This window comes from Kitasatospora sp. NPDC056138 (genome assembly GCF_042264695.1).
Lineage (GTDB): Bacteria > Actinomycetota > Actinomycetes > Streptomycetales > Streptomycetaceae > Kitasatospora.
This window is the reverse complement of sequence record NZ_JBHJVK010000057.1, coordinates 19,143-32,462: the sequence shown is the minus strand read 5'-3', so window position 1 is coordinate 32,462 and position 13,320 is coordinate 19,143. Positions and strand designations below refer to the sequence as shown.

The 13,320-nt window shown below is 73.7% G+C and carries 8 protein-coding genes; 6 read left to right on the top strand and 2 right to left on the bottom strand.

Annotated elements, in window-relative coordinates:
* The first annotated feature begins 141 nt into the window (after window positions 1–141).
* Both ACFC1R_RS28580 and ACFC1R_RS28575 read left to right on the top strand, forming a co-directional pair.
* On the top strand, window positions 142–651 hold the full coding sequence (locus ACFC1R_RS28580) for a DUF6912 family protein (protein WP_375943398.1): 510 nt from the start codon (window positions 142–144) through the stop codon (window positions 649–651).
* Between the two features lie 595 nt (window positions 652–1,246).
* Window positions 1,247–1,747, top strand: a complete 501-nt coding sequence (locus ACFC1R_RS28575) for a SigE family RNA polymerase sigma factor (RefSeq protein ID WP_375943396.1) — start codon at window positions 1,247–1,249, stop codon at window positions 1,745–1,747.
* On the opposite strand, the gene ACFC1R_RS28570 is transcribed toward ACFC1R_RS28575, so the two are convergent.
* Window positions 1,718–2,218, bottom strand: coding sequence for a hypothetical protein (locus ACFC1R_RS28570; RefSeq protein WP_375943394.1), 501 nt, complete (start codon window positions 2,216–2,218; stop codon window positions 1,718–1,720). The genes ACFC1R_RS28575 and ACFC1R_RS28570 overlap by 30 nt on opposite strands.
* Window positions 2,219–2,252: 34 nt before the next feature.
* Between ACFC1R_RS28570 and ACFC1R_RS28565 the strand changes: the two genes are divergently transcribed.
* The 3 genes from ACFC1R_RS28565 to ACFC1R_RS28555 all read left to right on the top strand — a co-directional run bounded on the left by ACFC1R_RS28565 (window position 2,253) and on the right by ACFC1R_RS28555 (window position 9,785).
* Window positions 2,253–3,551: a hypothetical protein gene (locus ACFC1R_RS28565; protein ID WP_375943392.1), complete on the top strand. Its 1,299-nt coding sequence runs from the start codon at window positions 2,253–2,255 to the stop codon at window positions 3,549–3,551.
* Between the two features lie 120 nt (window positions 3,552–3,671).
* Window positions 3,672–4,328 carry an HAD family hydrolase gene (locus ACFC1R_RS28560; RefSeq protein ID WP_375943390.1) on the top strand — a complete coding sequence of 219 codons (657 nt, stop codon included), beginning with the start codon at window positions 3,672–3,674 and terminating at the stop codon, window positions 4,326–4,328.
* A 510-nt stretch (window positions 4,329–4,838) separates the two neighbouring features.
* Window positions 4,839–9,785 (top strand): NAD-glutamate dehydrogenase, encoded by a 4,947-nt coding sequence (locus tag ACFC1R_RS28555; protein ID WP_375943388.1) that lies wholly within the window; start codon window positions 4,839–4,841, stop codon window positions 9,783–9,785.
* Window positions 9,786–9,973: 188 nt separating this feature from the next.
* Here the strand turns inward: ACFC1R_RS28555 and ACFC1R_RS28550 are convergent, their stop codons facing one another.
* Complete coding sequence (locus tag ACFC1R_RS28550) at window positions 9,974–12,946, bottom strand: FHA domain-containing protein (RefSeq protein ID WP_375943386.1); 2,973 nt, start codon at window positions 12,944–12,946, stop codon at window positions 9,974–9,976.
* A gap of 212 nt (window positions 12,947–13,158) precedes the next feature.
* On the opposite strand from ACFC1R_RS28550, the gene ACFC1R_RS28545 reads away from it, so the two are divergent.
* Entirely contained in the window at window positions 13,159–13,299 is a 141-nt protein-coding gene (locus ACFC1R_RS28545) for a hypothetical protein (protein ID WP_375943384.1), read from the top strand.
* Window positions 13,300–13,320: the final 21 nt, after the last annotated feature.

Below are 13,320 nucleotides of genomic sequence, written 5' to 3'. Positions count from 1 at the left end.
GCAACCCCCCCGCAGCCCGGGTGCCCGCCCGGGGTGGGGTTCCGGGTGCGAGCCGTATTCTTGGTGCGCGGTGTGATCAGCCGTCCGTTGTGGCCCGGCTGTTGGAAGAACCCGAAGACCCGAAGAACCGGAGTGCCCCCGATGCGCGTGTACGTGCCCACCACGTTGAACGGTCTGGCGGCGGCGCACCCGGGCGGTGCACTCGACCAGTCGGCGGCCTACGCCGTCACTCCCGCGCTGCGCGAGTGGTACGTCAGCGACGACCTGGAGGAGTTGGAGTACGCGGCGCTGAACCGGGCGGCCCAGGGCTCGCTGCGCCTGCTCGCCGCCGATCCGCAGGCCCCGCGCCGCCGTGTGGTGGTGGCGGTCGAGGTGGCGGACTCGGCCGTGCGCCCGTTCCCCGGTGACGAGTACCAGGACCAGGCCTCGCTCGGCCGGGTCGAGCTGGTGGGCCCGGTCCGGCTGGCCAAGGCCGCCGCCGTGCACGCCGACGTCGCCGACACCGAGGTGATCGAGGACGTGACGGCCGCCGCCGAGGCGATCGCGGCCGCCGACAAGGGCGACGCGGACGCCCAGTTCACCGTGGACGGTGCGGAGGACCACGACCTGCTCTGGTTCGCCACCCAGGAGATCCCGGCCCTGCTCGCCTGAGGGCGGACCGGGAGTGCCCTGATCCGTGCCGCAGCGGTCTGCCGGTGGCCGTCGGACCGGGTCGTTCCGCTCGTCCCCGGTCGGCGGCCGGCCGGGGCTCGGCAGGCTGTCCCCGGGTGACCGCTCCTCGGGGTGCCCGCCCCCGGGTGCCCGCCCCCCGGGGCGGTCAGAGCCGTTGCTGTCGCCGGTCGGTCCGGAGCGGGTTCGGCCGTTCCTGGAGCGGACACTGACGAGGGGTAGGCGGAGCACGCCCGGCTCCGTCCGCCTGCTGCCGGCCCGGCTGGACGGACCGCGGTGGGTTGCGCACCCGGGTGGGGCCGGCTGGGTGATCCCGCAGCCGAGGAAGTGACCGCCGGCCGTCCGGGTGTCCCGGGTGCGGGTGCGGGTGCGGCTCCGGGCGGCGGTGGTGAGCAAGGGGTGAGCAGGCTCCCGCCGTTCCCTGCCGGCAGTGCCCTTGCAGGACGAGGCCGGTATTCCGGCGCGGGCGGCGCGGCCCGCCGCCGAGGACGGTTGTGTGATCTGCATCTCGTAGTGTCAACCCGGTCGGGTTCCCAGGCGTAGACGGATCAGAAACCGATCTTGCAAGGAGCCGGCGTTGACCGAGGAGGAGTTCACCGAGTTCTACACCCACTCGGTCAGTCGGCTCACCGGACAGCTGTACGTGATGACGGGAGACCTGCACGAGGCGCAGGACGTGGTCCAGGAGGCCTTCGTCCGGGCCTGGGGCAGGCGTCGGCAGCTGGAGCGTGAGCGCGCCCCCGAGGCGTGGGTGCGCACGGTCGCGTGGCGACTGGCGATCAGCCGGTGGCGGCGTGTGCGTGGTGGCCGGCAGGCCTGGATCCGGCGCGCGGACCCCGAGTCCGCGGCGGGACCCGATCCCGCCGCCGTGGACCTGGACACCGCCTTGCGCGCGCTTCCCGCGCGGCAGCGGCTGTGCGCCGCTCTGTTCTACGTGTGCGACCTGCCGGTGGAGCAGATCTCCGCCGAGACGGGCATGGCCGTCGGCACCGTCAAGACGCACCTGTCCCGGGCCCGGGCCGCCCTCGCCGGCCACCTCGACCAGCCCTCACTCACCGGGGAGAACCGTGATGCCTGACAGCAACGACCCGGTGACAGCCGCACTGCGCCGGGCCGCGAGCTCGGCCGAGCAACTGGCGGCCCCCGCGAACGTGCGGGTGATCGCCGTGCGGGGGCGGCGGCGCCGTCGCCGCCGGGCGCTTGCCGTGGCGGGCGGGCTCGCGGGCCTGTGCGGCACCGTCGTGGTGCTGGTCGCCCTCGCCGCCGGCCCGGGCCCTGCCCCGGCGCCGGGCCCGCCGGCCGTTCCGGCGACCAGGCCGAGCGCCACCTCGGGCCCTTCGGCCACTGCCGCACCACGCTCCTCACCGGCGAATTCCCGGCCGCAGCCGAGCAGTCCGCGCGCGAGCGTGACCCGACCGCCTGCGCCCGGCAGCACGTCGTTCCCTCCCCAGCCGGGTGGCTCGGTCTCCGCCGGTGCCCCGCCCGCGACCGGCTCCACCACCACCCCCAGCACCACGCCGAGCAGTACCACTACGAGTTGACCCGTCACCGTGAACCGCACTCCCTACCGAACCCGGGAAACCATGACGCCGTCGTCCCTCGCGCAGCACGCCCCGACCCCGACCGACGCCGGGCAGCCGGAACCCACCGCGTGCGACACGCCGGCACCGGCCGACGGCGCGCGGCCCCGCCACCCGTCGATATCCGGCCGGCTCGGCGCCACGGGCCACCCCACCGGCCCCCGCCCGCCACTGCCGGACCGCCTGCAGCGGGCCGGGCGCGCGGTGTGGCCGGCGCTGGTGGTCTACGCCACGACCGCGCTGCTGCACTTCGTGCTCCTGGCGGCGATGAACCCGCCGGGCGGCCCCGGGATCCGGCGGCGGCTGCTCGCCTGGGACGGCACGCTGTACACGACGATCGCCGCACAGGGCTATCCCGACGGCTTCAGCTACACGCCCACGGGTCAGCTCACCGGCAACAACCTGGCCTTCTTCCCGCTGTTCCCGATGCTGGCGCGCGGCGTCCACGGCCTGACCGGCCTGGACCACGGCACGGCCGCGATCGTGACCGCCCACCTCGCCCTGGTCGCCGCGCTGATCACCGTCCACCTGCTGCTGACCCGGCTGTACGGACGGCGCACGGCCACCGTCGCCATCGTCCTGCTGGCCGCCGCCCAGCCCATGGCCCTCGCCTTCCTCATGGCCTACAGCGAGTCGCTGTTCGTCGCGCTGGCCGCGGGCACCCTTCTCGCCGCCCACCGGAGGGCCTGGCTCACCGCCGGCACCCTGGCGCTGCTCACCGGCCTCACCCGGCCGGCCGCCGTGGCGGTCGTGGCGGCCCTGGCCGTCGCCGCCGCCCTGCACCTCGTGCGGACCCGCCGCCTCACCTGGCGCCCGATCGCCGCCGTCGCCCTCGCCTGCACCGGTACGCCGCTCTACCTGTGGTGGGTGGGGCAGCGCGTCGGCCGGCCGGACGCCTGGTTCACCATCCAGGAAGCCGGCTGGGGCACCCGCTGGGACAACGGCAGCTCCTTCGTCCACTTCCTCGGCGAGACCCTGGCGCGCGGCGACGGCTGGGTCCCCGTCAGCACCGCCGTCCTGCTCCTCGCCGTGATCGCCGGCACCGCCGCCACCTGGCAGCGCACCACCTGGCCACCGCTGCTCGTCTACGGCACCGGCATCCTGGTGCTCACCCTCGGGCAGAGCAACTTCTACCACTCCAAACTGCGCCTGCTGATCCCCGCCCTGGTCTTCCTCATCCCCGCCGCGCGCGCCCTCGCCCGGGCCCGCACCGGCACCGTCGTCACCGTCCTGGCCGGCAGCGCGCTGTTCGGCTGCTGGTACGGCGCCTACATGCTCACCACCTGGCACTACGCGATCTGACGGCCCGCCCCGCCCGCCGTCCGCGAGGGCGGGGCGGTCGGTGCGGTCGGGAGGGACCTGGCCTGGCACCGGCCACGGCGGGCCTTCCTGCCGTTTGACAGTTGCGGCTACCGTTCCCTGGTGCGTACTCACATCGTCTGGGACTGGAACGGCACGCTCTTCCACGACATGGCGGCGGTGCTCGAAGCGAGCAACGCCGCCTTCGCCACCGTGGGGATAGCCCCGATGACCCTTCAGCAGTACCGGGACTCGTACGAGATCCCGATCCCGCGCTTCTACGAGCGCCTGCTCGGCCGGGCCCCGAGCCGGGCGGAGTGGGAGCAGCTGGACGGCGTGTTCCACGACCGGTACACCGAGCTGCGGGGCGGCTGCGGCCTCACCGAGGGCGCGTCGGAGCTGCTGCGCGACTGGCAGGCGGCGGGCAACAGCCAGTCGCTGCTGTCGATGTACGAGCACGAGCAGCTGGTGCCGGTGGTGGACGCCTTCAGGATCACTCCGCACTTCGTCCGGGTGGACGGGCGGGTCGGGGACGCGGGTGGGCGGAAGGCCGGATTCCTGGCCCGGCACCTGGCGGCGCTGGCCCCTGCGGTCGAGCCGGGACGCACCGTACTGATCGGGGACGCGGCGGACGACGCGCTGGCGGCGCTGGAGTCGGGCGCGCACGCGGTGCTGTACACGGGCGGATCACACAGCCGGGCCAAGCTGGAGCAGGTCGGCGTGCCGGTGGTGGACACCCTCACGGAGGCGGTGGAGCTGGCGGCGCTGATCGCGGCGTAGGGCGCCGGGGCACCGGCTGCCCGGTCGTGCGGAGCCCGCTCCTCGCGGCGTGTCATCGGCGGTCGGCGGGGCGCCGGGAGGTCGGTCCGGGCCGACCCGGACCGCGTCCCCGGACCACTTCCCCGGGCCACTTCCACGGACCGATCGGAGCCCTCCGGAGGGGTGCAGCGGGCCCCGGGAACCGGCCGAACCTGACAGAGCCTGACACGCCGCCAGGCCGCTTTGGACAAGATGTCCAGGACGGATCGATCTTCCTCCGGGTTTGTGCCTTCATGTCCCCTGACACCTTCGTTTGCTCCGGCTAGGCTGGCTGGCGTCGTCGGGTTGGCAATCCAGGCCAAAGGACCTCACGTACCCAGATGGAGGGCAGGTCATGCGTGACATGGCGGCCTTTCGTAACCACCCATTAGGGCGGAATCTGGATCATGAGGGAGGATTGCAGACAGACCCGGCGGTGCACACCCGACACCACCGAGTCACGCAACGGCGCGCGACAGGAGCCAGACAGCCATGCAGACCAAGCTGGACGCAGCCAAGGCCGAACTGCTCACGAAGGCAGCAGCAGCCGCTGAGAACAGCCAGGTGGGGGGAGCGGCGCAGGGCGAAGGGCTGAGCAACGGTGCTCTGACCGCATACCTGCACCACTACTACCTCCACACCGCGCCCGAGGACCTGATCGACCGGGATCCGGTCGACGTCTACGGTGCGGCCGCCTCCCACTACCGGCTGGGGCTCAAGCGGCCCCAGGGCACCGCCGAGGTCCGGGTGTACACCCCGACCGTCGAAGAGAACGGCTGGTCCTGCGGCCACACCGTGGTCGAGGTGGTCACCGACGACATGCCCTTCCTGGTCGACTCGGTCACCAACGAGCTGACCCGCGAGGACCGCGGCATCCACGTGGTCATCCACCCCCAGCTGGCCGTCCGCCGTGACATCACCGGCAAGCTGCTGGAGATCCTCGACATCGACGCCTGCTCGCGCAGCCAGGCCGCCGGGACCGAGTGGCCGGCCGACGCCGTGGTCGAGTCCTGGATGCACATCGAGATCGACCGCGAGACGGACCGCGAGGACCTCCGCTCGATCGAGACCAACCTGCGCCGCGTCCTGGGCGATGTCCGCGAGGTCGTCGAGGACTGGTCCAAGATGCGCGACTCCGCGCTGCGGCTCGCCGACGAGCTCGCCCAGGAGCCCCCGGCCCACCTGCCCGAGCAGGAGGTCGGCGAGGCCTGGGAGCTGATGCGCTGGCTGGCCGACGACCACTTCACCTTCCTCGGCTACCGCGAGTACGACCTGGCCGAGCACAAGGGCGAGGAGGTGCTGCGGGCCGTCCCCGGCACCGGCCTGGGCGTGCTGCGCTCCGACCCGCTCAGCCACGACACCGACCACCACCCGGTCAGCGAGGCCTTCGGCCGCCTGTCCGCCCCGGTCCGCGCCAAGGCGCACGAGAAGAAGCTCCTCGTGCTGACCAAGGCCAACAGCCGTGCGACCGTGCACCGCCCGGCCTACCTCGACTACGTCGGCGTGAAGAAGTTCGACGCCAACGGCGAGGTCGTCGGCGAGCGCCGCTTCCTCGGCCTGTTCTCCTCCGCCGCGTACACCGAGTCGGTCACCCGGATCCCCGTGGTTCGCCGCAAGGTGCAGGAGGTGCTGGCCGAGTCCGGCTTCAGCAGCGAGAGCCACGACGGCCGCGACCTGCTGCAGATCCTGGAGACCTTCCCCCGGGACGAGATCTTCCAGACCTCGGCGGAGGGCCTGCTCTCCATCGCGACCAGCGTGCTCTACCTGCAGGAGCGCCGCCGGCTGCGGCTGTTCCTGCGCCAGGACGAGTACGGCCGCTACTTCTCCGCGCTGATCTACCTGCCGCGCGACCGGTACAACACCCGGGTCCGCGAGCGGATCACCGCGATCCTCAAGGACGAGCTCAACGGCGACGCGATCGACTACACGATCTACTCGACCGAGTCCGTGCTCACCCGTCTCCACCTGGTGGTCCGGGTCGCCAAGGGCAGCGCGCTGCCGCAGCTCTCCGACGCGGACATCGAGCGGATCGAGGCCAAGCTGGCCGAGGCCGCCCGGTTCTGGATGGACGGCTTCCACGACCAGCTGCACATCGAGCTGGGCGAGGAGAAGGCCGCCGAGCTGGGCCGCAAGTACGCCAACGCGTTCCCCGACGGCTACCGCGCCGACTTCACCGCGCGGGCCGCCGTCGCCGACCTCAAGCACATCGAGTCGCTGAGCGGCGAGGGCGACTTCCGGCTCAACCTGTACCAGCCGGTCGGCGCGGCGCACGACGAGCGCCGCTTCAAGATCTACCGCGTCGGCGGCCCGATCTCGCTCACCGAGGTCCTGCCGGTGCTGTCCCGCCTGGGCGTCGAGGTGCTCGACGAGCACCCGTACGCGCTGACCCGCGCCGACGGCTCCACCGCGTGGGTGGTGGACTTCGGCCTGCGGCTGCGCGAGGGCATCAAGCTCACCGACGAGGCCCGCGAGCGCTTCCAGGACACCTTCTCGGCCACCTGGACCGGCCAGGCCGAGAACGACCGCTTCAACGAGCTGGTCATGACCGCCGGGCTGACCTGGCGCCAGGCCGTCGTGCTGCGCGCCTACGCCAAGTACCTCCGCCAGGCCGGGAGCACCTTCTCCCAGGACTACATGGAGGACGCGCTCCGCAACAACACCCACACCACCCGGCTGCTGGTCAACCTCTTCGAGGCCCGCCTCAGCCCCGGCCACCAGCAGGGCTCCGGTGAGCTGACCGAGGGCATCCTGGAGGAGCTGGCGGGTGCCCTGGACGAGGTCGTCTCGCTGGACGAGGACCGCATCCTGCGCTCCTTCCTCAACCTGATCAAGGCCACCCTGCGGACCAACTTCTTCCAGCACGACTCCGAGGGCCGCTGGCACAGCTACCTCTCGATGAAGTTCGACCCGCAGGCCATCCCCGACCTGCCGGCGCCGCGCCCGGCCTTCGAGATCTGGGTCTACTCGCCCCGGGTCGAGGGCGTGCACCTGCGCTTCGGCAAGGTCGCCCGCGGTGGTCTGCGCTGGTCCGACCGGCGCGAGGACTTCCGTACCGAGATCCTCGGCCTGGTCAAGGCCCAGATGGTCAAGAACACCGTGATCGTCCCGGTCGGCGCCAAGGGCGGCTTCGTCGCCAAGCAGCTGCCGGACCCGACGGTGGACCGCGACGCCTGGCTGGCCGAGGGCGTCGCCTCGTACAAGACCTTCATCTCGGCGCTGCTCGACATCACCGACAACCTGAAGGCCGGCAAGGTCGTCCACCCCGCCGACGTGGTCCGCCACGACGAGGACGACACCTACCTGGTCGTCGCCGCGGACAAGGGCACCGCGACCTTCTCCGACATCGCCAACGGTGTCGCAGAGTCGTACGGCTTCTGGCTGGGCGACGCCTTCGCCTCCGGCGGATCGGCCGGTTACGACCACAAGGGCATGGGCATCACGGCGCGCGGCGCCTGGGAGTCCGTCAAGCGCAACTTCCGGCAGCTGGACGTGGACACCCAGTCGCAGGAGTTCACCGTGGTCGGCATCGGTGACATGTCCGGTGACGTCTTCGGCAACGGCATGCTGCTCAGCGAGCACATCCGCCTGGTCGCCGCCTTCGACCACCGGCACATCTTCCTCGACCCGAACCCGGTCGCCGCGACCTCCTACGCGGAGCGCCGCCGGCTCTTCGACCTGCCGCGCAGCTCCTGGGACGACTACGACAAGTCGCTGATCTCCACCGGCGGCGGGGTCTTCCCGCGCAGTGCCAAGTCGATCCAGCTGACCTCGCAGGTCCGCGCGGCGCTCGGGATCGCGGAGACCCGCCTCACCCCGGCCGAGCTGATGAAGGCCATCCTGCAGGCGCCCGTCGACCTGTTCTGGAACGGCGGCATCGGCACCTACATCAAGGCCGGCACGGAGACCAACGCCGAGGTCGGCGACAAGGCCAACGACGCCATCCGGGTCAACGGCTCCCAGGTCCGCGCCCGCGTGGTCGGCGAGGGCGGCAACCTCGGCTGCACCCAGCTCGGCCGGGTGGAGTACGCGGCGACCGGCGGCCCCGAGGGCACCGGCGGCTGGATCAACACCGACGCCATCGACAACTCGGCCGGCGTGGACACCTCGGACCACGAGGTGAACATCAAGATCCTGCTCAACCAGGTCGTCGCCGACGGCGACATGACCATCAAGCAGCGCAACGCCCTGCTCGCCGAGATGACCGACGAGGTCGGCCACCTGGTCCTGCGCAACAACTACGCGCAGAACGTGGTGCTGGCCAACGCGGTCAAGCAGGCGCACAGCCTGGTCAACGTGCACTCGCGCATGATCAACCGCTACGAGGCGGACGGTCAGCTCGACCGGGCCCTGGAGTTCCTGCCGACCGAGCGCCAGATCCGGGACCGCCAGGCGGCCGGCCGTGGGCTCTCCCAGCCCGAGCTGTCGGTGCTGCTCGCGTACACCAAGATCGTGCTGGCCGAGGAGCTGCTCGCCACCGACCTGCCGGACGACCCGTACTTCCGCAGCACGCTGCACGAGTACTTCCCGACCGCGCTGCGCACCCGCTTCGCCGACGCGATCGACCGGCACCCGCTGCGCCGCGAGATCATCACCACGCTGATCGTCAACGACACGATCAACCGCGGTGGCTGCACCTTCGCCTTCCGCCTCCGCGAGGAGACCGGGGCGACCATGGCCGAGATCGCCCGCTCGCACACCGCGGCGCGCGCCGTCTTCGGTCTGGAGGGCATCTGGGACGAGGTCGAGGGCCTGGACAACCAGGTGTCGGCCCGGATCCAGACCAAGATGCGGCTGCACTCCCGCCGCCTGGTCGAGCGCGCCACCCGCTGGATGCTCAACAACCGGCGCCAGCCGCTCGACATCGCCGCCACCATCGAGTTCTTCCGCGAGGGCGTCGAGGAGGTCTGGAGCAGCCTGCCCAAGCCGCTCCACGGCGAGGACCTGACCTGGTTCGAGTCGGTCTACCAGGAGCTGGCCGAGTCCGGTGTCCCGGAGGGCCTGGCCACCCGGATCGCGGGTCTGTCCTCGGCCTTCCCGGCCCTGGACATGGTCGGGGTCGCGGACAGCACGGGCGCCGAGGTGGCCGAGGTCGCCGAGCTCTACTACGACCTCGCCGACCGCCTGCAGATCACCCACCTGCTGGACCGGATCATCGACCTGCCCCGCACCGACCGCTGGTCCTCGATGGCCCGCGCGGCCATCCGCGAGGACCTGTTCGCGGCCCACTCGGCGCTCACCGCCGACATCCTCGCCTGCGGCCCCGAGGGCGCCACGCCCGAGGAGCGGTACGAGGCCTGGGCCGAGATCAACAGCACGCTGCTGAGCCGGGCGAACACCACGCTGGACGACATAAGGGGTTCGGACAACTACGAGCTGTCCAGCCTCTCGGTCGCGATGCGGGTGATCCGCACCCTGCTGCGCACGGGCTCGATGCGCTGAGTCCGCCGAGGGCCTGGCGAGGGCGGTACCGGTTCCTTCCGGTACCGCCCTCGCGGCGTTCCGGCCTCCTCAGGAGGTGCCACGGGGGCGGGGGCGGCGTTCCGGTCCTGCGGCCGTCCGCCCGTCGGGGCCGGGGGTGGTCGCCCGCGCGGGTTCCCGCGCCCCCGGCCGGGCTTGCCCGGGCCCCGTCAGGGGGTGGTGGCGGCGCGTTGCAGGGCGCTGGCGAGCAGGGCCAGGTCGGTCGGGCCGTTGCCCAGCTCGCGGACCGGGCGGCGGGTCGGCGGGGCGCCGAGCTGGGCGGGGTCGATGGCGACGACGGTCGGCCGGAGGGTCGCGGTGCGCGGGATGCGACCGCTGACCCGGGCGGCCTGGAAGGCCGTGACACCGCCGTCCGGGCGTCGCAGGTAGCCCCGGCCCGGAGTGTCCTCGGCGAGCGTGGCGGCATCGCCCAGGTGGATCAGCAGATCGGAGTCGGCGGGGTCGGCCGTCCGCAGCGCGATCCGCAGCTGGGCGGCTTCGTCCACCTCGGTGCCGGCGGTCTCCTCGGGAGAGCCGGTGCTGACCGCCAGGTGCACGCCGAGGCGTCCGCCGCGCTGGGCCACGGCCGTCAGGGCGCGGGCCAGCGGCCGTCCGGCGGGGGAGGTGGGGGCGAGCAGCGCGTCGTAGTCGTCCACCACCACGACCAGCCGGGTGGGTGCGGCGGGCCGGACGTCCGACCCGGTGCGCGGCCCGGCCGTCCGGGTGACGGCGCCGGCCGGGCCGGCACCGCCCGCCGTGACCAGCGCGGCGGCGCCGGGCGTACCGCCGAGGGCGCGGGTGGTGTGCCAGGAGGTGAAGTCGAGGTCGCCGAGGACGGCCTCGCGCCGGTCCAGTTCGTCCAGCAGCGACTCGGCGGTGAGCAGGGCCTGCCGGGGGTCGGCGGCGGCGTCCAGATGGTCGGTCACATGTGGCAGGTCGGTGCAGCTGCGCAGGCTGGACGCGTCGTCGCCACCGGCCGAACCACGCCCCTCGACGACCGTGATCCGCAGCCGTTCGGGCCGCTCCGAGACGGCGAGCGAGGCGATCAGCGTCCGCAGCAACTCGGTCTTGCCCGAGCCCCGCGCCCCGCCGACGATCAGGTGCGGGCCCACCGGCTCGGCACCCGCGAAGGCCGGCCCACCGGCCAGGTCCGGGTCGGCGAGGTCGATGGTGCAGTGGTCGTCGCGGGTGGTGCCGAGCAGGGCGGTGGCGGTGCCCGGACTGGCGGGCAGGGCGGCCCACCGGGCCGAGAGCTTGGCGGGGGTGACGGTGTCCAGCCGCAGCAGGTCGAGCAGGCGCAGCGCGTCCGGCAGCGGGCCCCGACTGGTGGGGGAGGTCTCGGTGAGCGGGGCGAGCACGCGGGCGAGCCGTTCGGCCCAGGCGGCGGAGACGGCGTCCAGCGAGACGTCCGTGACCGTCTCCCGGCCGCCCTGGGCGGGGCGGCTGACGGTGAGCTGGGTGGCGACCTCGCCGGTGATGTGGGCGGTGGCGCCGAGCCCGGGGGGCAGGTCGTCGGGGCGCTCGGCGAGGCAGATCGGGAACACCTTCCCCCAGCCCGGCGGCCGGGAGGTGCCCCCGCCCCAGCCACCCGCCTGGGAGGTGCCCCCACCCCAGCCACCCGCCTGGGAGGTGCCCCCGCCCCACCCCGACGGCTGGGACGTGCCCCCGTCGCCCTGGCGCCGGGCGAGCAGCAGCTCCAGGGCACGGCGGGCGGCCGGGCTGCCCGGGTCGCCGTCCACCAGCAGGACGGTGGCGGGCGGGGCGGCGGCGGAGTCGGAGCCGGTGCGGGCGGTGAGCTCGGCGAGCCTGGCCTCGGTCTGCTCGGGGCCGAAGCCGACCAGCAGTCGGCAGTCCTGCCCGTGCGCGGGGCGCAGGTGCGGCAGCCACAGGGCCCAGGACCAGTCGGCGGCCGACGCCTCGTCGGCGCTGACCAGGACCAGGTTCAGGCCGCTCGGCGGGTGCAGGACGGCGAGCTGGGCGACGGCGGCGCGGGCCAGCCCGAGGAGCCGCGCGCGCGGTCCGGTCAGGCCCAGGCTTCCGGCGCCGCGCAGGTCGACGGTGACGGGCACGGCGGGCAGCACGGCCCCAGGGGCGGTCCCGGGGCCGCCGGGCCGGTCGGCGGTACCGAGCCGGAGGGCGAGCGCGTCGGGGTGGGCCGGGCCGCGCTCCCACAGCCGGGGCCCGGTGCCGAGTGCGGTGAGCAGCAGACCGGCCGGGTCGGGCCAGCGCTCGCGCTGGGCGGCGGTCTGGCGGAGCCTGGCGGCGGTGTGCTGCTGGGTGGCGCTGGGCTGCGGTTCGGGGGTGGCGGAGCGGCCGAGCGTACGGGAGAGCAGGGCCCGGGCGCGGCCGCCGGGTGAGGGCGGTTCGGGGGCGGTCGGCACCGGCGGCTCGGCGGGGTGCGGCTTGGCGGGCGGGGCGGGGGCGAGCTGGAGACGGCCCTGCCCGTCGGGTACGGGCTGCCGGGGCGACCCTGAGATATCCCCGAGACCGGGGTGCGCCGGGCCGTCGGGCCTGGCGACCTGGAGGGTGGACTCGCCGAGGCGGACCAGTCCGCCGTCGGGCAGGTCGGCGGCGGCGCCGCGCAGGAACCGTCCGTCCACCGTGGTGCCGTTGGTGGAGCCGAGGTCACGGACCGTCACCCGGCCGTCGGGGGACAGGTGCAGGGAGAGGTGGAGCCGGGAGACGTCGGGGTCGTCGAGGGGGACGTCGGCCTGGCTGGAGCGGCCGACCCGGATCTCCTCGCCGTGCAGCCGGTGCACCCCGCCCGCGTCGGGGCCGCCGACGATCCGCAGCTCGGGGGCGGTGCCGCCGACCGGCTCGTCGGCGTCCGGGTCGGGTTCGTTGAGGGCGAGGACGGCGCCGTCGAGCAGCGGGGGGTGGCCGAGCAGGGCCTGGTCGTCGAGCCGCTGGTCGCCCGCGTACAGGTGCACGTGGGTGGCGGAGCGCGGGCCGCGCACGCCCACCGCGCCGGCGAGGGCGCCCGCGACGGTGCCGAGCGCGGTGCCGACGGGGGCGGTGACCAGGACGTCGGTGGCGGATCCGGCGGCGGCCGAGCCGCTGCGGGGTCGGAGGACGGTCAGCCGGATCTGCATCTCGCCCGGTCCCTTCTGCTCGTCTAGGCCCTGCCGGTCGATCTCGGGCACGTGATCAGCCGTGCTCCCGGCCCGGGCCGGGAAGTGCCCCGCTCCCGGAGCCCCGTGCCTCGGGGGAGGTGCCGGGTTGCCGTCGGCCGAGGACCGGCCGGCCGGGCCCCGGGCTACGCCGTACCCTCGCCTGCGGTCACACGTGCGGCGCATGCCATCCTGCCACTCGGGGCCGACAGCGCGCGCCCGGTACCGGATTTGACGATCTTGCGATGATCGCCATGGTGGAGCCGACGGGCAGTCAGGTCAACCTGCCCACTGATCCACCCCCTAGGGGAGACCCCGAGGTCCGCCGCGCGCTGTCGGCGGCGCGGCCCGGCGACTGCCTCGGAAAGCTGCGCGGTCACCGTTAGAGTTGCCGAAAACACGGGCCC